The 21,360-nt window shown below is 36.3% G+C and carries 19 protein-coding genes; 6 read left to right on the forward strand and 13 right to left on the reverse strand.

All coding sequences use genetic code 11. The features are described 5' to 3' along the window. Positions 1-218 precede the first annotated feature (218 nt). The 8 genes from M0051_RS12310 to M0051_RS12345 form a co-directional block, all read right to left on the reverse strand. The gene (locus tag M0051_RS12310; protein ID WP_306741824.1) at positions 219-1,607 is read right to left on the reverse strand and encodes an aminopeptidase C; all 1,389 of its coding nucleotides are present in this window, start codon (positions 1,605-1,607) and stop codon (positions 219-221) included. 218 nt (positions 1,608-1,825) lie between these two features. Then, the gene (gene lpdA / locus M0051_RS12315) at positions 1,826-3,220 is read right to left on the reverse strand and encodes a dihydrolipoyl dehydrogenase (RefSeq protein ID WP_306741825.1); all 1,395 of its coding nucleotides are present in this window, start codon (positions 3,218-3,220) and stop codon (positions 1,826-1,828) included. A gap of 91 nt (positions 3,221-3,311) precedes the next feature. After that, complete coding sequence (locus M0051_RS12320; protein ID WP_306741826.1) at positions 3,312-4,166, reverse strand: metal ABC transporter permease; 855 nt, start codon at positions 4,164-4,166, stop codon at positions 3,312-3,314. A 4-nt stretch (positions 4,167-4,170) separates the two neighbouring features. Beyond that, on the reverse strand, positions 4,171-4,899 hold the full coding sequence (locus tag M0051_RS12325; RefSeq protein ID WP_306741827.1) for a metal ABC transporter ATP-binding protein: 729 nt from the start codon (positions 4,897-4,899) through the stop codon (positions 4,171-4,173). 15 nt (positions 4,900-4,914) lie between these two features. Beyond that, on the reverse strand, positions 4,915-5,787 hold the full coding sequence (locus M0051_RS12330) for a metal ABC transporter solute-binding protein, Zn/Mn family (RefSeq protein ID WP_306741828.1): 873 nt from the start codon (positions 5,785-5,787) through the stop codon (positions 4,915-4,917). Between the two features lie 211 nt (positions 5,788-5,998). After that, complete coding sequence (locus M0051_RS12335; protein WP_306741829.1) at positions 5,999-7,093, reverse strand: TlpA disulfide reductase family protein; 1,095 nt, start codon at positions 7,091-7,093, stop codon at positions 5,999-6,001. A 92-nt stretch (positions 7,094-7,185) separates the two neighbouring features. Then, on the reverse strand, positions 7,186-8,316 hold the full coding sequence (meaB, locus tag M0051_RS12340) for a methylmalonyl Co-A mutase-associated GTPase MeaB (RefSeq protein ID WP_306741830.1): 1,131 nt from the start codon (positions 8,314-8,316) through the stop codon (positions 7,186-7,188). A gap of 161 nt (positions 8,317-8,477) precedes the next feature. Next, positions 8,478-9,575 (reverse strand): DUF1573 domain-containing protein, encoded by a 1,098-nt coding sequence (locus M0051_RS12345; RefSeq protein WP_306741831.1) that lies wholly within the window; start codon positions 9,573-9,575, stop codon positions 8,478-8,480. Between the two features lie 308 nt (positions 9,576-9,883). On the opposite strand from M0051_RS12345, the gene M0051_RS12350 reads away from it, so the two are divergent. Further along, positions 9,884-11,065 carry a M20 family metallopeptidase gene (locus tag M0051_RS12350; protein WP_306741832.1) on the forward strand — a complete coding sequence of 394 codons (1,182 nt, stop codon included), beginning with the start codon at positions 9,884-9,886 and terminating at the stop codon, positions 11,063-11,065. 189 nt (positions 11,066-11,254) lie between these two features. Next, positions 11,255-11,425, forward strand: a complete 171-nt coding sequence (locus tag M0051_RS12355; protein WP_083464674.1) for a DUF362 domain-containing protein — start codon at positions 11,255-11,257, stop codon at positions 11,423-11,425. Positions 11,426-11,484: 59 nt separating this feature from the next. On the opposite strand, the gene M0051_RS12360 is transcribed toward M0051_RS12355, so the two are convergent. The 3 genes from M0051_RS12360 to gldB are packed head-to-tail and all read right to left on the reverse strand — an operon-like array spanning position 11,485 to position 13,905. Then, positions 11,485-12,033 carry a 5-formyltetrahydrofolate cyclo-ligase gene (locus tag M0051_RS12360; RefSeq protein ID WP_306741833.1) on the reverse strand — a complete coding sequence of 183 codons (549 nt, stop codon included), beginning with the start codon at positions 12,031-12,033 and terminating at the stop codon, positions 11,485-11,487. Positions 12,034-12,042: 9 nt separating this feature from the next. Further along, positions 12,043-12,816, reverse strand: coding sequence for a nitrilase-related carbon-nitrogen hydrolase (locus M0051_RS12365; protein WP_306741834.1), 774 nt, complete (start codon positions 12,814-12,816; stop codon positions 12,043-12,045). Between the two features lie 21 nt (positions 12,817-12,837). Beyond that, the gene (gene gldB / locus M0051_RS12370) at positions 12,838-13,905 is read right to left on the reverse strand and encodes a gliding motility lipoprotein GldB (protein WP_306741835.1); all 1,068 of its coding nucleotides are present in this window, start codon (positions 13,903-13,905) and stop codon (positions 12,838-12,840) included. Positions 13,906-14,042: 137 nt separating this feature from the next. Here gldB and M0051_RS12375 point away from each other — a divergent pair, with 137 nt between their 5' ends. Further along, a complete protein-coding gene (locus tag M0051_RS12375) occupies positions 14,043-15,692 on the forward strand; it encodes an NAD+ synthase (RefSeq protein ID WP_306741836.1) in 1,650 nt (549 codons plus the stop codon). A gap of 155 nt (positions 15,693-15,847) precedes the next feature. Then, positions 15,848-16,564: a Crp/Fnr family transcriptional regulator gene (locus tag M0051_RS12380; RefSeq protein WP_306741837.1), complete on the forward strand. Its 717-nt coding sequence runs from the start codon at positions 15,848-15,850 to the stop codon at positions 16,562-16,564. A gap of 47 nt (positions 16,565-16,611) precedes the next feature. Here M0051_RS12380 and M0051_RS12385 read toward each other — a convergent pair whose 3' ends face one another. Together M0051_RS12385 and M0051_RS12390 are read right to left on the reverse strand one after the other, a co-directional pair. Then, the gene (locus M0051_RS12385; protein ID WP_306741838.1) at positions 16,612-19,083 is read right to left on the reverse strand and encodes a bifunctional UDP-N-acetylmuramoyl-tripeptide:D-alanyl-D-alanine ligase/alanine racemase; all 2,472 of its coding nucleotides are present in this window, start codon (positions 19,081-19,083) and stop codon (positions 16,612-16,614) included. Between the two features lie 41 nt (positions 19,084-19,124). Next, entirely contained in the window at positions 19,125-19,715 is a 591-nt protein-coding gene (locus M0051_RS12390) for a thymidine kinase (RefSeq protein ID WP_306741839.1), read from the reverse strand. A 246-nt stretch (positions 19,716-19,961) separates the two neighbouring features. Between M0051_RS12390 and M0051_RS12395 the strand changes: the two genes are divergently transcribed. Next, the gene (locus tag M0051_RS12395) at positions 19,962-20,612 is read left to right on the forward strand and encodes a hypothetical protein (RefSeq protein WP_306741840.1); all 651 of its coding nucleotides are present in this window, start codon (positions 19,962-19,964) and stop codon (positions 20,610-20,612) included. Between the two features lie 3 nt (positions 20,613-20,615). Further along, on the forward strand, positions 20,616-21,329 hold the full coding sequence (rsmI, locus tag M0051_RS12400) for a 16S rRNA (cytidine(1402)-2'-O)-methyltransferase (RefSeq protein WP_306741841.1): 714 nt from the start codon (positions 20,616-20,618) through the stop codon (positions 21,327-21,329). The last annotated feature ends 31 nt before the right edge of the window (positions 21,330-21,360 follow it).

Consider the following 21,360-nt stretch of genomic DNA (forward strand, 5'->3'; position numbering starts at 1 on the left):
CAGCCAATTGAGGAGCTTCTTTTTTGAGAAAATGATCTCCTCAGTCAATTGAGGAGCTTCTTTTTTGAGAAAACGACTTCCTCAGTCAATTTAGGGGCTTCTTTTTTGGGAGAATGACCTCTTCAGCCAACTGAAGAGCACATACAACAATCTGAATAGAATCAAAAAAGGGTGTTCTCATTAAGAAAACACCCTTCCATATATCTTACAAGCAAAATTTAGAACATATAATCCCAAACTGGCAATTGTACTGGTTTGCTTTCTGAAGCCTTTTTAGCTTTTTCATCTAAGTACTTCTTGTTGATTACCACACGGAACATATAAGCATCGAACCATGCGTCGGTGAAAGTAATGTAACCATTGTGACCAGAACCTGATCCCCAAGAGTTCTCGAATTCCCATTTTACTGGCTTTTCGTTTTCATCAACATCTACACCAACCAAGGCCATAGCATGTGAAGAACCAGACTGACGAGTTAAGACTCTTGCCTTTTTGTCCATATCGAACTCAACTCCCAATAATGAAGCGTAATCGTAAGTATTTACATCCATTACACCTGTCTTGCGATTGTGTTGCTTGCCCACATCACATGATGCATACATTGCCTCGTTATTCTTGATAGAAGCCAATGCAAATTTCTTGATATCTTCATTTGGCAAGTTCAAGTAAGTCCAGTTAACACCTTCCGAAACGTTTCTGTAATTCTTAATTTCATAAACTTTGTAATACTCACGAGTAGGATCGTTCATGATCATTACCATTTCGATATCAGCATACCCAGGAGCAACTTCTTCTAAAAATTGCTGAGGAGTGTAAGTTTTGCTTTCGCTGATATTTCCTTTCGAATCCTTAAATCTCCATTCGAATTCCACTGGCGGTTCACCTAAACCTAAAGCAAGCATTCTGTAAATTGATTTTAAAGCTTCAACTTTAGCAGCTTCCAATTTCTTTGCCGATGCCTTTTCTGCAGCCAACATTCTTAGCTTGTAACCTTCTCCTCTTAACTTCTCATTCAATAGCTTACCGATTTCGCGAGTTTTGTTACTCACTTTTGTTTCTGGCATAATCTCAGCTGGAACTACACCATACTTTTTAGCCACATTATAGAATGAGTTCCATACTCCACCATCACCAACAGGAGACTTAAAGTAAGTTACAACTTCACGATCATCCATATCACGATCGGCAGTTGCAATAATATTTTCAAGGAACAAGTTTGATTTCTCAAACATATCCCAGAAATAGTTATAGTTGTGAGAAAAATCGAATGCATTCAAGTTGAATTTCTTCATTGCATAGGGACGAATGGTATTCATAGAAGTAAACATCCAACATCTTCCTGAACTTTCCTGATCGGTAATCCCTTTTACATCCACTCTGTATTTAAAGTAATGATCGGTTTTTCCAATTTTTGATCTGTTCAAAGATAATTCTCTAATACTTTCCGTATTTGTAATCGCGTTTTGGATTGCTTGTGTATTTGCATCTAACTTAAAGCTGGAACGAATCTCTTCAAGTGTTTTTGCATCTACAGATCCTGATTTCTGAGCTTGTGATACTCCTGTTAATGCCAAAAGCATTGCAGGAACCAATAATAACTTTCTCATCTGTACTGTTTGTTTTTGTTGGTTGTTAAATTGTCCACACAAACATATAAATTAAAATAGGAATCAAGAAAGTTGTAGAACAGGTAAGTCATTTAAAGTTCAAATTTTTCAAACAAAAAACCCGAGGCAAAACCTCGGGCTGTTTCTGTTTTCCCTTTTTTGGGAATATTTTTTAGAGAAAATTCAAGTTCTTGCAACTTGATACTCTTTCCTTTTCCTTAGATATGAATCACCTCATCGTAAGCAGCAGCTGCAGCTTCCATAACTGCCTCTGACATGGTTGGGTGAGGGTGAATTGCTTTGATCAATTCGTGACCTGTAGTTTCTAACTTACGAGCAACAATTAATTCTGCAATCATTTCAGTAACGTTGGCACCAATCATATGAGCACCTAACAACTCTCCATATTTCGCATCAAATATTAATTTTACGAAACCTTCGTTAGCACCTGCAGCACTTGCCTTACCTGAAGCTGAGAATGGGAATTTACCAATCTTCACTTCATGACCAGCATCTTTAGCTGCTTGTTCTGTCATACCCATTGAAGCTACTTCAGGAACTGTGTAAGTACATCCTGGAATTGTAGTATAATCGATAGGTTCAACTTTCATACCTGCAATTTTCTCAACACAAGTAATCCCTTCAGCCGAAGCAACGTGCGCCAAAGCAGGGCCTTTTACGATGTCACCAATAGCGTAAACACCTTCAACATTTGTGCGGTAGTAATCATCTACAATCACACGTCCATTTTCAGTTGCTACACCTACTTCTTCAAGACCAATACCTTCAGTATTTGGAGTAATACCTACAGCAGAAAGAACGACTTCGCACTCGTGCACTTCCATCTCTCCTTTCTTGTTCTTGATGTTCACCTTAAGATTTCCTTCTTCACCTTCCACCGATTCCACTGTAGAGTGAGTCATAACCTTGATCTTGTTCTTCTTGAATGAACGTCCCATTTGCTTCGATACCTCCTCGTCTTCAACAGGAAGAATATTTGGCATGAACTCTACCAAAGTTACCTTAGTTCCCATAGTTGAATAGAAGTAAGCAAACTCAGATCCAATTGCACCAGATCCAACAACAATCATCGATTTAGGCAATTTCTCAAGCGTCAATGCCTTTCTGTAACCAATAATTCTTTTTCCATCTTGAGGAAGATTTGGCAATTCGCGTGAACGAGCACCTGTTGCCAAAATAATATGCTTTGCTTCGTAAGTAGTTTTGATACCATCTTCAGCTGAAACTTCAACCTGCTTGTTACCAATTAGCTTTCCGAAACCGTTTAGAACTTCAATCTTATTCTTTTTGAAAAGATACTGAATACCACCGCTCATCTTTTCAGCCACACCGCGACTACGAGCAACAACTTTTTCAAAATCAGCTTTTACATCACCATCAACAGCCAAACCATAATCGCCTGCATGTTTCATGTATTCAAAAACTTGTGCCGATTTCAACAAAGATTTTGTAGGGATACATCCCCAGTTCAAACAAATACCACCCAGTTCAGCACGTTCTACAACTGCTACTTTCATTCCCAATTGTGAAGCACGAATGGCAGCTACGTATCCACCAGGACCACTTCCTACTACTATTAAATCGTAACTCATTTTTATTTTGTTGTTTATGTTAGTACAAATTTCGCTCTGCTAATTTAATACAGATACTTTTATATATTAATTTATTGATAGAAAAATTCTTCTATCCTATTTTTTCTACTTTAATTCCTTCTTTCCTTCTTATTGCAATCATTGACAACTGCACCAATTTGGCAATCACAAATAAAATTACAAATGAAAATATAATGGTTGCTCCCGAAGGTGCATTAATTTTATACGAAACCAGTAAACCAATAAAAGAACCTAATAAACCAAATCCTATTGATCCAAAAATCATTCTCTTAAAGTCCTTCGTAAACATATTGGCAATGGTTTGTGGAATGGTTAGGAACGAAATTACCAGAATAATTCCTACCACACGTATGTTCAAAACAATTGCCAAAGCTACCAAGGCAATCATCAGGTAACTGATAAAATGAACTGGAATACGCTGAGTTTTAGCAAATTCTTCATCAAAGGCTACATACAAAATCGGCTTCAAGAATATGGCAAAAATAAGAATTGTTAAAATGCTTAACCCCAACAATAGCAATAAGTCCAAACTACCAACAGTTAGTATATTCCCAAACAAAAAGCTCATTAAATTAGGAGCATAACCAGGAGTCATGTATATAAATATGATCCCCAATGCCATTCCCAATGCCCATAGAATTCCAATAACAGAGTCCTGCCTCACATCAGTTTTCTTCGACAACCATTCAATCCCAAAAGCTGATAAAACACCAAAAAGAGCAGCTCCCAATATTGGATTCAATCCCATATACCAGGCAATTCCAATTCCTCCAAAAGATGCATGGGTAATTCCACCACTAATAAATACAATGCGACGTGCAACGATGTATGAGCCAATAATACCGCAAGTAATACTAGCCATTATTGCAGCAAATACCGCATTGGTAAAAAATTGATATTGAAATAATTCAAATATAGAGTTCATATTACTAATGATGCTTTAGTACGCGATGCGGAACTTCTCCGTGAGTGATTAAATCGATTGGACAATTATAAGCTTTTAGCTGCTCTTGCGATATGATATTGGAATCGTGATAACACAATGTTTGATTTACACAAGCAATGGTTTTTACGTGCGAACAAATGGTTCCAACATCGTGCGATACAATGATAATTGCAATGTGATCATTCAATTGATCTAAAATATCATACAATTCCCCCTCAAAATTACTGTCCACATAAGTATCTGGTTCATCTAAAATCAACAGTTGGGGATCTGAAATAATTGCTCTACACAAAAACACCCTTTGCAACTGCCCTCCTGAAAGCTCACCAATGTTCTTTTTTTTCAAATGAAGAATGCCCATTTGATCCATCAATTCATTCGCACGCTTTCGATTCTCCGGACTATATTTACCAAATAATTTCTTCACCCCCATCAAACCAGATAAAACCACATCTTGAACAGAAATCGGAAATTTTTTATCGATTTGATTGATTTGAGGCAAATAACCAATCGTACTTCCATTCACGTGCATTTCTCCACTTACAGGCTTTAAAATTCCTAGAATCACCTTTAGTAAGGTAGTTTTACCACCTCCATTTGGTCCTATGATTCCAACAAAATCATTTTGATTCACTACCAGGTCGACATCTTTCAACACCAACTTATCGTCGTAGGCTGCATTTATGGATTTCAGTTCCAGAAGTTTGTTCATCTTAGTTTTTTGAATTTAAGCGTCACCTTTTAAGTGATTGATAATGCTTTTCATTTCAGCCATCCAATCTTCATTCAAAGGATCAATTTGAATTACCTCAGCCTTAATCTCTTTTGCAATGGCTTCGGCATTTTCTTTATTGAATTGCTTCTGAATAAAGACAACCTTAATGTCATGTTTTTCAGCCTCACCAATTAAATGCTGCATATGAGCTGGTGAAGGTTCTTTCCCATGTAATTCAATTGGAATTTGATTCAAGCCATAATCACGAGCCAAATAGGTCAATGCTGGATGAAATATCATAAATGACTTGTGTTTAGCTCCTGCAAAAACTTCTTCTGATTTTTGATCCAACATTTCCAATTCTGAAAGGAATTGATCCATATTCTTTTTATAGGCTTCTTTCTTCTCTGGAGCCAATTGCACCAAACCATTGTATAAATTTTGAACAATTTGAATAACTGCTTTTGGCGAAGACCATGTATGTGGATCAATACCTCCTTCATGAAAATGGTCGCCATGCTGAACTTCAGGACCACGAATCAATTCAATTCCTTTGGATAGATTGTAAACCTTTATTTCTCCTGCTGCTTTAATCATGTTGTTCATCCAGGTATTTTCGAAAGGGATGTGTCCGATTTTAAAGTAAGCAACCGATTTTGCAACCTGCTCCATTTGCATTGGAGTTGGTTCGTAGGTTGCAGGACTACCTCCTGGAGGAATTAAAATATTAACCTGAAAGTCATTCCCAGCAATTCGTTCCACAAAATATTTCTGAGGTAAAATACTTACCGAAATTTGATTTTCGTTTTTTTTAGCTTGCTTTGGTTGACAAGAATATATTCCGAATATTAATACGGAAAGAATAAGAATATTAACAAATCTCATTTGTTTATTGAATTAATTTATTTAGATCTGATTTAAATAACAAAAGTATATATTTTTTCGAATCAACAATTGAAATTCTCCTTAAAAATGACTCCAAGCACTGCTGTTTTATTGTATGATTCAGAATAATGAATTTAGTCAAATTCCAATTACAAACAAAAAGCCCGACAGAAAGAAATCCATCGGGCCAATTTTAATATCTTAAAATATACTATTGAAGTAATTTTTCAATTTCTACTTTCAATTCAGCACTTCTTAAATTTTTAGCTACAATTACACCATTTTGATCAAGAAGAACTGTAGCAGGAATTCCACTAATTCCATACATTTTACCAGCTTTTGAGTTCCACCCCTGAAGGTCAGATACATGTTTCCATACCAAACCATCATCTTCAATAGCTTTCAACCATTTTTCTTTATTCTCATCTAAAGAAACCCCTAAGAATTCAACTCCTTTTTCGTTAACTTCTTTATAAAGTTCAACCATATGCGGATTTTCTCTTCTACAAGGACCACACCATGATGCCCAAAAGTCGATAACAACAACTTTTCCTTTCAATGAAGAAAGGCTAAAAGGAGTTTCTTCAGGAGTATTCAAAGTAAAATCAGGAGCTGCTTTACCAACAGCTACACTACTTAAAATGTCAATCTTATCCTTAATTTTAACACCATAAATAGAAGCTTTAACATTTTCAGGCATCGCATTGTACATTTCTTCCATCTTTGCAAGCTCCATTCCTCCAGTCATTCTATATTTAATAAAACCAGAAACAACAGATGCAGCATTGTTCTTTAAGAATTCATCGGTTACAGCCTCTGATTCTTCTTGCATTTTCATTGCAACGTCGCGAATAGAATCCATTTTTACCTGGTCTTGAGCATTTCTGGCTGCCATATACTCTTTACGCAGAGTCATGTTTTTTTCATTAAAAACTTTTTGTGATTCCTTGTATGCTGCGTACACATCCTGCTCTGCAGAACCTACCACTTTAGCTTCAGCCAATTTTTCAACATCTGCATTAATGTTGATATTAGAGTTTTCTATAAAAAATTGAAGTGCTTCTTTTTTACCATCCAATTGAATAAAATATCTCTGAGGAGAAGCAACAGTTCCAACAAATTCAAAAACGCCTTCCTTTAATTCTGCCGAATCAATTTTTACCAATTCATTATCCTGAACTTTTGAAAGATATACTTTACCTTCCGGCTGTCCTGAAATATTCCCTGTTAGTTTAAATTGTTCACCTTGATTACAAGAAGTAAAAAATAAACCAATCGCTGATATGGCGATAAATAACTTTTTCATGTGTACGGTATTTTGTGTGTTAATAATTATGAATTCCTAAATCTACCAAAAATAAACGCGTAATCGAAACCAATTTCGACATACGTATCGATTTACTCTTTATTCTTGATATCCTGAAAATAGGCATTCAATAATTTAAATGCTGCAACAAATGAACTCATTTCATCATTTAAAACTTTATTTTCAAATTCAGGAATCTGCTCTTTAATCAACTGTTTTTGGTAAAAACCATCTTTTAATTGTTCATTAATGGTTTCATACATCCAGTATTTGGCTTGTTCGCTTCTTCTTTGTTCAAAATACCCGTTTTGCTGAGTATGGCTGCAGTAATCCATAATGGTATCCCAAATTTTATCAATACCCGTTTTTTCAATTGCTGAACAAGTTAAAACTTTTGGTGACCAACCTGAAGGCGATTGCGGGAACAAGTGAAGCGCATTCTCAAATTGTACTCTCGCCAATTGAGCCTTGTGCACATTATTTCCATCAGCCTTGTTAATGGAAATTAAATCTGCCATTTCCATAATTCCTCGTTTGATTCCTTGCAATTCATCACCAGCACCTGCAATTTTTATCAAAAGGAAGAAATCTACCATAGAATGAACTGCCGTTTCCGATTGTCCAACACCAACCGTTTCAATTAAAATGGTATCAAAACCGGCAGCCTCACACAAAATTAAACTTTCGCGGGTTTTACGAGCAACACCACCCAATGATCCTGCCGATGGAGAAGGGCGAATGTAAGCATTCTGATCTACAGAAAGTTCTTCCATTCTGGTTTTATCTCCCAGGATACTTCCTTTACTTCTTTCACTACTAGGATCAATAGCCAAAACCGCCAACTTGTGTCCTTGTCCGGTTACATGCTTCCCAAAGGCTTCAATAAAAGTACTCTTTCCTGCTCCTGGAACACCTGTAATACCAATACGAACCGATTTTCCAGAATATGGCAAACATTTTTCTATAATTTCCTGGGCAATTTTCTGATGTTCATATTTCGAACTCTCAATTAATGTAATTGCTTGGCTCAAGATTCCTCTATCTCCATCTAAAATTCCTTTTACGTAATCGTCGACAGAATATTTTTTGCGCTTGTTTTTCTTTAAACGCTCTGCTATTCGAGGGTTAATTGAAGGTGGTTGATTTATTCCTGAATTTACTTGTAATCCCTTATATGAAGGATCATTCTCGATATGATCCTGTTTTTTATTTTTATCTGACATGACTCATTGATCTAATTGTTCTGTATGCGAAGTTATAAATTTAGTAACTAAGCTGCCTGCAAACATCAAGAAAAGTGTATATGTTTGTTAGCAACTCTAAATTCAAAGCATAAAAAAGCCTCTCAGAAACTGAAAGGCTTATATTTCATGAAATATTTTCCTTAGCTCTTAGGCATAATAACATTACCTCTCACTCTTAATTGAACTGCCGAATGAACAGGATCATTCGTAATTACGGTAATCAATTTATTTTGACGTCCTCTTTTCCCTCTTGAATTAAAGACAACTTTAATTTCAGTTTCCTCACCTGCTTTTATAATTTTTGCTTGAGGTGCAATGGCAGTACAACCACAGGAAGCTTTTGTTTTGCGGATAATTAAGTCAGATGCTCCATTGTTTTTCATAGTAAAAACATGCTCGGCATTCTGTCCTTGAGTTAGTTCTCCAAAATCAAATACCCTTTCAGTAAACTCAACCTTAGGAGCATCCTTCTTTTCTGCTTCCGTCAATCTTTCAAAATCTTCAACAATATTAGCACTTACAATAATTCGTTGACCAGGTTTATGTTTTTGGTTCACGATTAAATCCATATAATCTGTAACAAATCCCCAATCATTTTTCTTTCCTCCATCGTATAAGGCAACAATCTTACCTTTTTGTTTAGGAGCCAATTTTTCAGGAACCATTTTTAACTGAAGATGTGCAGGCATTCTTTTAAATGCAATACTAATGTCTTCATTGCTATCATTATATACTTCTAATGCTCCCTCTTTAATCTCTGTATTTTTAACCTTAGTTAGCGATAAATGATTATTCTTCAATCGCAAACCTTCCATCAATCTTGGATAAAGATCAGCTACAGTTTTAACCCTAGGTGTTACCTTACCTTTAATTCTTAGTATGGTAATTGAAGGATTCGTATTCGCAGTTATCGTAATAGATTTGTTAAAGGGGCCTGGACGATTTTTAGGATCAAAAGTAGCTTTAATGAACCCTTTTTGTCCCGGAGCTACCGGCTTCTTGGTCCAATCGGGAGAAGTACAACCACAAGAAGAACGAACCTGATTGATAATAATAGGCTGTTTTCCTTCATTTACAAATTCAAAAGAGTAAACTTGTTTCCCCAACTCTTCTTTAAAAGTTCCAAAATCGTGTGTTTTAGAAGCGAATTTCATTACTGGTTTCGTATTTTGTGCATTAGCAAAAGCTACACTTCCACAAAGAACTACTGCCAACAAGAAAATTATTTTTCTATTCATAACTTACTAATATTTTTTATCAACTTTTGTTTAATACGATAAAGTCTCAAAAGGGTTTATTTTTTATCTGAAAAATTCAGAGATCAAACAAAATTAAACATTTTTAATTGATTACCATACGAAATATAGTTAAATACTTGTTAAGCACATTTTACTCACTTGAGTGCAATAAATAATTCAATAACCATACCAATTGCCGCAATATTTAAAGCGAATTACAAAGTATTATTAGCTTTGTATAAAAGTAATAAGCTGAGCTCGATTAAAATGTTTATTTTCGAGATAAAATATATTCATTAACCACAACTATGACCAATTTAAAAAATCAGATACAAGAATTTGCACAATCAATCGAAGCTGAGATTATAAACATTCGTGCCTATTTACATCAGAATCCCGAATTATCATTCGAAGAATTTAAAACTTCCGAATTTATACAGGCAAAGCTTGATGAATATGGAATTCCATACACCAATGGATTTGTAAAAACAGGTATTGTTGGTAAAATTGAAGGAAAAAATCCGTCAAAAAAGGTAATTGCATTACGCTCTGATATGGACGCCTTGCCCATTAATGAAAATCCTGAAAATAAATATTGTTCTAAAAATGATGGAGTAATGCATGCCTGTGGACACGATATGCACATGGCAAGCTTGTTGGGTGCTGCAAAAATCTTGAACCAATTTAAATCTGAATGGGAAGGTACAGTCCTATTGATTTTTCAACCTGGAGAAGAGTTATTGCCAGGCGGAGCCAGGTTAATGATGGAGGAAGGTGCTTTACAACCAGAACCTGAGTGGATTCTTGGAGCCCATGTTCTGCCAGATATGCCAACAGGAACCGTAGGATTCAGATCTGGAATGTACATGGCCTCGGGTGATGAAATTTACCTGACTGTAAAAGGCAAAGGAGGACATGCAGCCATGCCTCATCGCTGTACCGATAATGTATTAATTGCCTCACATATTATTGTAGCTCTTCAACAAATTGTTAGCAGACATTGCGATGCAAGAATTCCAACTGTTCTATCATTTGGAAAAATTGAAGCCAATGGAGCAACAAACATTATTCCTGGAGAAGTGCAAATTGCAGGAACATTCAGAACCATGAATGAAGAGTGGCGTTCTAAGGCCAAGCAATTAATTACCGATATTGCACAATGCACTGCAAAAGGAATGGGAGCTGAGTGTGAAGTTGATATCAAACACGGTTATCCATTTTTGGTGAATCACGAAAAATATACCGATCAGGCAAAAGTAGATGCCATCTCTTTAATTGGAGAAGATAGAGTTGTAAATATGGATATTAGAATGACTACTGAAGATTTTGGTTTTTACTCTCAAAAGTATCCGGTTACTTTTTATCGATTTGGAGTTAAATCTGATAAGGAAGGATCATTGCATACTCCAAATTTTGAAGCAAACGAAAAAGCCTTACAAACCTCAATGAGCGTAATGGCCTGGATGGCAATATCCTATTTGAACAAATAGCTTATTTTCTTGATTTAATCGTAAAAATAAAAGACTCAATCATCTTTAATACTGTAAATTAGATTTGATATTTTGTTATTGTTTATTATTTAATCTGTTTCAAAATAAAGGAATTCCTGAATAAATTGTTTCTCCATTAAAAATATGATATTACATTTGCATTAGTATTAACACTAAAATTAAAATAAAATGGCTTACGTAATTAACGACGACTGTATTTCATGCGGTTCTTGTGAAGGAGAATGTCCTGTTGAAGCTATCTCTATGGGTGATGAGCGCTATGTAATCGACGCAGATCTTTGTACTGATTGTGGTACTTGTGTTGACGCTTGTCCAGTAGAAGCTATTCACGCTGAATAATCGCAGAATAACCGATATTTAAAAAGCCAGTGATCAGATCACTGGCTTTTTTATTGCTTTTAATATACGATACAATTCATTTTTATATCATGCTCATCAATTGGAACATGATCCAAAACTTGAAAATCGAAACAAATTCCTACCTTAAATGCACTTAGCGATTGAAGCAGTCGATCGTAGTATGCTTTTCCTCTTCCCATTCTATTGTTCTCTTTGTCGAAAGCAACACCTGGAATCAGAATTAAATCAATCTCATCTTCATCCATAAATATTGGGCCATCAGGTTCTGGAATTCCATAATTCTCACCTTCAACCAGATTTTCAGTACCTTTAAACACTTTTAAATCCAGTGTTTGTCCTTTTACACAAGGTAAAATCACTTTCTTTTCACTGGCCCATTTACAAACAAAATCATGCGAGAACACTTCATCACTCATCGACCAATAAAGCATTACTGTTTTTGCCTCCTTGAATTCAGGTAATCCCTCTAATTTCTCAAGAATAGGAACCGACATTTCCTTACGCTGTTGTAAAGAATAATCCTGCTTCATCAATTTTATCTCTTTCCTGATTCTTCTTTTTTGATCGTCAATGTTTGTTGTGTTCATGTATTTGTGTTATTCGTAAATATCTGTTCGCCTGTCCTCAAATGCATCATTTAAGGGAGTAATCATTTTGTCTTCTGCCTTTTTTGGATCTATTTCAACCATAAGTATTTCTTCCGAAAGACCTGCTTTTGCCAACACCTCTCCTTTTGTGCCAGTAATAATCGATTGTCCTGTAAAAGTAAGCTCTTTCTCCGTTCCTATTCTATTTGCTGTAGCAATAAATACTCTATTTACCAACGAGTAAGAAGGAATAACCGATTGTGCATATGGCAAAACCAAGTTAGAAGGATGAAGAATCAATTCGGCTCCTTGCAACGCCAATTTTCTCCACACTTCAGGAAACATCCAATCGAAACATACCAGCATTCCCAATTTAATTCCCTTGTGATCAATTACCGATAAATCTATATTCCCTGGCTCAAAAATATTTTTCTCATTCATAAAAAGGTGCAACTTTCTGTAAACAGATATTACTCCAGTTTCATCTATTAATACCGAGGAATTGTAAAGTTTTTCTCCCTCTTTTTCAGAAAAACCTGTTGCTACAGAAAATTGAAACTCCCTGCAGGTATCTTTCAAAAATGTGAGAAAAACACTCTCATCAATTGTCTCTGATAAATTAAAAGCCTGTTCTTTGGAATCAAAATTATAACCCGTATTGGCCAATTCTGGCAAAACAATTAAATCTGCTTCTTTTGCCTTTTTTAGTAGTGATTTTAACTTCTCGATTGTTTGAAGTACATCCCCAAACTTAGGCTCAAATTGAATGATTGCAAGTTTCATATCAAATAAGGTAAGTTCGTTTTACGGCTGATAAGAAGAATTACGCAAAATCATTCCGTAGTCATTTTCCTTCATCAAATCACTTAAAGTATATTCCTTGTTCTTTTCCATAAACTTTTTTACAATTTGCAAACCAGTCCAAATTCCTGTTCTCGATGGAGATTCCTGCGGCATACCAGGTGTAAAAGGTCCATCGTTGATATACTTTATAATGGTACGATATTCTGTAGTAAATAAGTGCTTCTGTTCTATAATATATCCCCAAATCAGATCCTCACTTTCTTTACACCAATCCAATTGCTCCTGTGTGTATTTCATGGCATCCGCTTCGGATTTTTCCGGCATCAATTGCATCAAAAAATATCTGATTTTTCCTTGATAGATCATATTACTAATTAGATCATCGGTTTTGGGTGTAAAAGGAAATTCAGTTAATCCGTAAGCCAGAATCACATCTTGAGAAACACGTTCGGGAATCATATTCTTTCTGGCATACATTGGAGTTGCCAGCAAAGAATAAAACTCACAATCTTCACCAAGATATTTATCCAAACTTATCCCTATTATATCTTCAGCTACCACCACCGACTGATTGAAACCTGAAATCTGCGTATAAACATCCGGTATATTTCTTTCCGGGAAATAGTATTTTAAATATTTGAACGCCTGTTCCAACTCCTTCTCATCTTTCGATAGATCCGGAAATACTTCAGCAACCTTATGGGCTACAACATTCATTGTTGAATCTTCCAAAAATTTGTTCAGATATTCCATATAATTGGGATCATCAGGATTTCCCAAACCAATTACCTTGTAACTAAACAGTGGAAGAAAATCGGAATATTTGGTTTTAAACTGAGCAAAATCCTGCGTTTCCTTCAATACAAACAAGTCTTTATCAAATCTTTTGATATTAAGATCTACAGAAATATGCGATACGTTTGGAGTATTTTTTGAATTACAAGAGAACAAAACAATCGCACACATTAATAGTGCAGAAACTCTTTGGATGTAGGTCATATGAATTATCAGGTTTATAGATTTTGCGAGTAATTTCTCAATAATGATTCTCAAAAATAAACAAAGCATAATTTAAAGAAAAAAAATTCTTCAGTTTTGAGCTATGGATATCTTAATTTACAATGGAATCATTCCCTTTTTATAACTAAATTTGCCATTGCCTCAATAAGGCATCCAAAAGTTTATTCGAGACAATACATATTAACATGAAAATAGCATTAGCCCAATTAAACTATCATATCGGTAATTTCGAAAGCAATACCGAGAAAATTATCTCTGCAATTGAAAAATCAAAAAAAGAAAATGTTGATTTGGTAGTATTTTCGGAGTTAGCCATCTGTGGATATCCACCTAAAGATTTATTAGAGAGAAAAGATTTTATTGAAAGAACACAAGATGCTCTGCAAAAAGTGGCTGAAGCATGTACAGACATTGCTGCCGTAGTGGGTGGTCCCTCAATCAATCCGCATATCAAAGGAAAGAATTTATACAATTCAGCTTTCTTTATTTCCAATGGAAAAATTGAGAGCATTCACAACAAAACTCTGTTGCCAAACTACGATATATTTGATGAGTACAGATATTTCGAGCCAAATACAGAATTCTCCTTGGTAGAATACAAAGGAAAAAAAATTGCAATTACGGTATGTGAAGATTTGTGGGAAAAACAGCCTACCGATAATAATTTTGCCAAATCGGAGCTTTACACCATTTCGCCTATGGAGGAACTGAACAAGCTGAACCCTGATTTTGTGGTAAACATTGCAGCTTCGCCATTTTCATACAACCAACAAGATTTAAGAACCAACATTCTAAAATCGAATATCGAACGATACAATTTGCCTATCATCTATGTGAACCAAATTGGTGCTCACACCGAATTAATTTTCGATGGTGATTCAATGGCTCTGAACTCGAAAGGTGAGGTGGCTTGCAGACTAAAATATTTCGAAGAAGATTACCAGGTTGTGGATATGAACGAGATCGAAAACAAAGCAATTGAAAGTGCTGAAGTCGACTATATCGAAAAAATTCATGATGCATTGGTGCTTGGCCTGAAAGATTACTTTGGTAAAATGGGCTTTAAGCAGGCAACTTTGGGTCTTTCTGGTGGTATCGATTCTGCAGTAACCGTAGTACTTGCCGAAAGAGCTTTAGGAAAAGAAAATGTTCGCGTTTTGTTGATGCCTTCTGAGTTTTCTTCGGATCATTCGATTAAAGATGCAGTTGATTTGGCGGAAAATTTAGGTATTCAATACGAAATTGTAAACATTCAGGAAATTTTCTCAGAATTTCAGAAAGCGCTTAAACCTAGCTTTGGCGACTTGCCATTTAATGTTGCCGAAGAAAACATACAAGCCAGAATCCGCGGTACTTTGGTAATGGGCTTATCCAATAAGTTTGGCCACATTTTATTAAATACATCAAATAAAAGTGAAGCGGCTGTAGGGTATGGAACCTTATATGGAGATATGAATGGCGGCTTGTCGGTTTTGGGCGATGTGTACAAAACAGATGTATTTAAAATGGCTTGGTTCATGAACAAGGACAAGGAAATTATTCCAGAAAATACAATTGTAAAACCACCATCAGCAGAATTGCGTCCTGATCAGAAAGATTCTGATTCATTGCCAGATTACGATGTTTTGGATGGCATTTTATACCGATATATAGAAAAAAATATGTCTTCGAAAGAAATAATTGCAGATGGATTTGAAAAACAAACAGTTGAAAAAGCAATTCGTTTGGTAAACATGAATGAATATAAACGTTTTCAAACGCCACCTATATTGCGTGTTTCATCTAAAGCTTTCGGCTTTGGTCGTAAAATTCCATTGGTAGCAAAGCACAATTAAATGGGTAGAAACACCTACAAAAACGCATGCTGTCGAACATCGTCTAAATAACGATATTTTTCTCTATTCGTTTTTCCATTTAAATTCATTTATATACATTTGAACTGTTTTACAACATGCAAGTATATTTTTTATAACCATATCCGATTATTGTAATGATTGAGAATGAAAGAAAGTCAAGAGAGACGATTTGTGGAGAAGTAATCAATAACCCCAACTCTGTATTTAATGTTCTTACTCCGTCCGAGAAAGAAGAACTAAAGTCCAATATGACTTGCTCTTTTTTCAAAAAAGGAGAATACATTTACAAAGAAGGAGAAAGACCTATTGGGTTAATTTGTTTATCGGAAGGGAAAGTTAAAATTTTCAAAGAAGGTGTTGGCGGACGTGAACAAATCGTTCGTATGGCTAAACCAATTGGCTTTATTGGATACCGTGCTTTATTTGCCGAAGAAAACAACATTGCATCGGCAGTTGCCATCGAGGATTCGATTACCTGCACAGTTAGCTACGACTTAATTCTAAAACTACTTCGTTCGAATGCTGAATTGGCTTTATGTATTATTCGTTCGTTGTCAACCGAGCTTGGATTCTCGAACAACAGAACCATTACTCTTACCCAAAAGCACATTCGCGGTAGATTGGCTGAATCGTTATTGTTCCTTCGTGACACATATGGATTTGAAGAAGACGAAGCAACCATTAAGGTTTACTTATCGAGAGAAGATATTGCAAACCTATCGAACATGACAACTTCGAATGCAATTCGTACATTATCGACATTTGCCAGCGAAGGCGTTATTGCTATTGACGGAAGAAAAATTAAAATACTAGACAAGGTTCGCCTTGATAGAATCAGTAAATTAGGTTAACATTTAAAAACAATATTGGGGAGGCGTTGGAAACAGCGCCTCTTTTTTTATTCCTGCAAATAAATGCGTTTCACACGGCGCGAAACGGTGGTGAGTATTTCGTAAGGAATGGTATCGAGCTGCTCGGCCATTTGGCTCACGAGATACTCGTTGCCAAAAATGATAACCGCATCGCCTTCCTTGGCTTCCACATCGCTAAGGTCTATCATGCTCATGTCCATGCACACATTACCAACTACAGGGCAAAGCTTGCCGTTTACTAGCACCTTACCAAGGCCATTGCTTAACTTGCGGCTGAAACCATCGGCATATCCAATTGGAATAACGCCTATGCGGGCATCTTTTTCGAGCACGCCTTTACGCCCGTAACCAATGGTATTTTCTTTTGATACGGTTTTAATTTGCGAGATGGTGGTTTTAAGGGTGCTAACATTCATTAGCTTATCCTGATGGACTGCACTTACGCCATACAAACCAATACCCAGACGCACCATTTCGAATTGCGCATCGGCAAAACGTTCAATTCCCGCCGAGTTTAACACATGGCGATCGATGGCATAAGTAAAATGCTGGCGAATCTTATCACTCCATTGCTTGAACAATTGTATTTGATGACGGGTGTAATCGTCGTGTTGCTCCTCGTCGGCACCAGCCAAATGCGAAAATACCGATCGGATATAGAAATGATCGTTGTTCTGGATTTGGGCAATTAAATCGTCGAGCTCCGACTCCATAAAACCCATGCGATGCATTCCGGTATCAAGCTTTATGTGAATGGGATAGTTTTTCACCACATTTTTGCGCAAAGCCTTCTGGAATTCGTGCAATATTTTCAGGTTATAGATTTCGGGTTCCAGATTGTACTCAATCATGGTTTCGAAACTGTGCGGCTCGGGATTCATCACAATAATTGGAATGTTGATTCCTGCATTACGGAGCTCCACGCCCTCGTCAGCAATGGCCACTGCAAGGTAATCGACCCTATGGTACTGCAAAAGGTTGGCTATTTCTACCGATCCACTTCCGTAGGAGAATGCCTTTACCATTACGGTAAGCTTGGTTTGAGGTTTAAGCAGCGATCTGAAATAATTCAGGTTGTGCACCATGGCATTTAAATCGACCTCGAGAACCGTTCTGTGTGCCTTAAATTGCAAGGCTTTTGATATTCGTTCGAAGTGAAAATCCCTGGCTCCTTTTATCAGGATTACCTCATCGTGGAACTTGCTTCGATTAAATTGCGATAGAAACAAATCGGTATCCTTGTAGAATACGGCATTATCGCCAAACAAATCAGCTTGCAAGGATATGCGCTCACCAATGCCAATGATGCGATCGATTTTTTGCTTGGCAACCAACTTGGCCACCGCCCTGTACAATCGCTTATCGGTGTATCCCGATTGGTAGATATCCGACAGAATGATACATTTTTTCTTATCGGTTTGCTGTTGATTCATTAAATCAATAGCTATCTCGAGTGATCCCAAATCGGAATTATAGTAGTCGTTGATTAAAGTACAATTGCCAAAGCCTTCCTTTATTTCCAGTCGCATGGCAACTGGTTCAAGCTTTAACATTTCCTGTTTCAACTCCCATTCGTCGATGCCCAGTACCAATGCCGTAACATAGGTAGTAATGGCATTGTCTACAGATGCACGATCAGTAAAAGGAACTACAAACTCATTTGTGTTTTTTCTAACCTGAATGGTGATATGGGTTCGGTCGCCTTTTTGTTGTTCCTTTATGATTCGACAATAGGCATGTTTATTTCTGGCCCAGGTATATTGCTTCTGATTAGGTTCCAGATTTACAACAAAGGAATTCACCACCAAAGCATCATCTGAACAGTACACCACTTTTTTGCAAGTTCTAAACAGCTTTAACTTTTCGGATAGTAAATGCTGTTTGTCCTCAAAATTTTCTCGATGAGCCTGCCCAAGGTGTGTAAATACCCCGATGCTTGGTTGTATAATTTCCACCAGTTTGTCCATTTCTTCGGGTTGAGAAATTCCAGCTTCAAAGATTCCCAAATTCGAATTGGAATTCAGATTCCAAACCGATAATGGCACTCCAACCTGGGAGTTGTAGCTTTTTGGGCTGCGAACCACCTTGTGAGTATTCTGCAAAACCTGATTCAACCACTCCTTAACAATGGTTTTTCCATTGCTTCCGGTTATACCGATAACGGGAGAATTAAAATGCTCGCGATGCCTGGCTGCAAGTGTCTGAAGAGCTTTTAATGTATCCTCAACAAGAACAAAAGAGGCCTTTGTGTACTTGCTTAAGTCTAATTCATTGTTACTGATTACAAAAGCCCGAACTCCTTTCTGGTACAAATCCGAGATGTACTTATGACCATCGTGGCGGTCGCCTACAATGGCAAAAAATACAGTTTCTTCAGGAAGATATAAAGATCTGCTGTCAATTGATATGGATTGAATTTCAAAATCGGCATTACCAATTATTTTCCCACCAGTAATTTGGGCTATCAATCCTACGGAATACAATTGCTCAGATCTCATATAAGAAAGCGTTGAATAAGTGTCTTAGTTTTGTAAAAATTCTATTTTGTTTCTGAATGATTAATGGCTTTGGTGTAGCACTCACGACAAAGAGGTTCGTACTCGTCCTTCTCACCCAGTAAAACCAATTTTTCGGCTTCTGATAATCTGTGAGAGTAATTGGCCAAATTTCCACAACGCATACAAATTGCATGTACTTTGGTTACATATTCGGCACGAGCCATTAAACTTGGTATTGGGCCAAATGGTTTTCCTTGAAAATCCATATCCAAACCAGCAACAATCACTCTTACACCTTGGTTTGCCAATTCGTTGCAAACATCCGACAATCCTTCATCAAAAAATTGTGCTTCATCAATTCCAACAACATCAACATTGCTGGCCAATAGTAAAATATTAGCAGAGGTTTCTACCGGAGTTGATCGAATAGAGTTTGAGTTATGCGATACCACCTCATCTTCGGAATAGCGAACATCGATATGAGGTTTAAATATTTCTACGTTCTGTTGCGCAATCTTAGCACGATTCAAGCGACGGATTAATTCTTCTGTCTTACCAGAAAACATCGAACCTACAATCACCTCAATCCATCCCTGTCGACCAGCTCTGCTTATATCATTTTCAAGAAACATCTATTATAGTTTAGGTAGTTTTGCGCCACTTATTATTGAATTCCAATCCAATTGGAAAGTATTCAATGCGTAAATGACATTGTAATGTGATTATTTAAAAATTCAAATGGTTGTTACATCGATATACAAAAATAGGAAAAGAATCTTAGCAGAGAGGAAACAATCAAATCAAAAAAAATCTCGTTTCTTTGTATAGATTTAATTTAAATCAGAAATTGGCTTATTAACTACTTTAATTCATTAACAATGGATCATAAATTACTAATTCAGCTGCTCCATAATAAAACAGAGGAAATTCAAAACCTTTTGGATCATTTCAAGAACAATCCTGATGATTTGAATAAAGGTTTGAATCTTTTGTCGGATCGAATTGAAAGCCTTTCAAAAGAATTTGAATTCATGAAGGATGGTTTTTCTAAAGTAAATTCTTCAATTCCCAAAGAAGAAAAAGTAGAATTGCCAAGTACTGAAAATAATATATCCGAAATGATTCATCACGAAGTAAAACAGGAAAAAATTACCGAAGTAATTAAGGAAACTGTAGAAATAAAAGCCGAAGCCGTGGTAACTGCCTCCGAAAATCCGGCAAATGAAAAAATTGATACTGAAGAAATATTAAACGACCAACTGCAAAATAGATCGACAAAGGTAATTGGTGAAAAATTAATCAATAACAAGCTTAGCGATATTCAAACTGCAATTGGTATTAACGATCGTTTTTTATTTATTCGCGAACTGTTTGAAAACAACGCGGAAGCATACAATTCCAGTATCAAATTCATTAACGAAACAAGCAATATTAGTGTTATTGAGGAACACTTTAAACACAACACCAATTGGGATTTCGAAAATCCTACGGTAATTCAGTTTATGGAACTTACTAAAAGAAAATTCTAAGAAATGTCAAAATTATATTTAATCCCTACTCCAATCGGAAATTTGGAGGATATGACCATACGATCCATTAATACTTTAAAAAGTGTCGATTTAATTTTGGCAGAAGATACCAGAACGTCTGGGTTTCTTTTAAAACACTACGAAATTAGCAAGCCTCTTTTGTCTCATCATAAGTTTAACGAACACAAAACTTCCGAAAATATTGCCAATAGAATTTTGGCTGGCGAATCGATTGCCCTGATATCTGATGCAGGCACACCCGCAATATCGGATCCTGGTTATTTCCTGGTTAAACATTGCGTTGAGCAAGGAATTGAAGTGGAATGTTTACCTGGTGCAACAGCTTTTGTTCCTGCTTTGGTAAACTCTGGATTGCCTAATGACAGGTTTTGCTTTGAAGGATTTCTTCCTCAAAAGAAGGGAAGACAAGGAAAGCTAAATGAATTGGCGGAAGAAAGCAGAACCATGATTTTTTATGAGTCGCCTCATCGATTGGTAAAAACCCTGCAGCAATTTGCCGAAGTATTTGGCGAGGAAAGAAAAGCTTCTGTTTCGAGAGAGTTGACCAAACTACATGAAGAGAATGCAAGAGGCACACTTGCTGAATTGATTGCTCATTTTAACTCAAAAACCGTTAAAGGTGAAATTGTAATTGTTGTGGAAGGAAAAACAGCAGTAAAGAAAAAGAAAGAGTATATTAAGAAAGACCGAATGTAGTGAATTAATAATATCCATTTAATTCAAGCAT

Source organism: Marinifilum sp. D714 (assembly GCF_030851345.1).
Taxonomy (GTDB): Bacteria; Bacteroidota; Bacteroidia; order Bacteroidales; family Marinifilaceae; genus Marinifilum.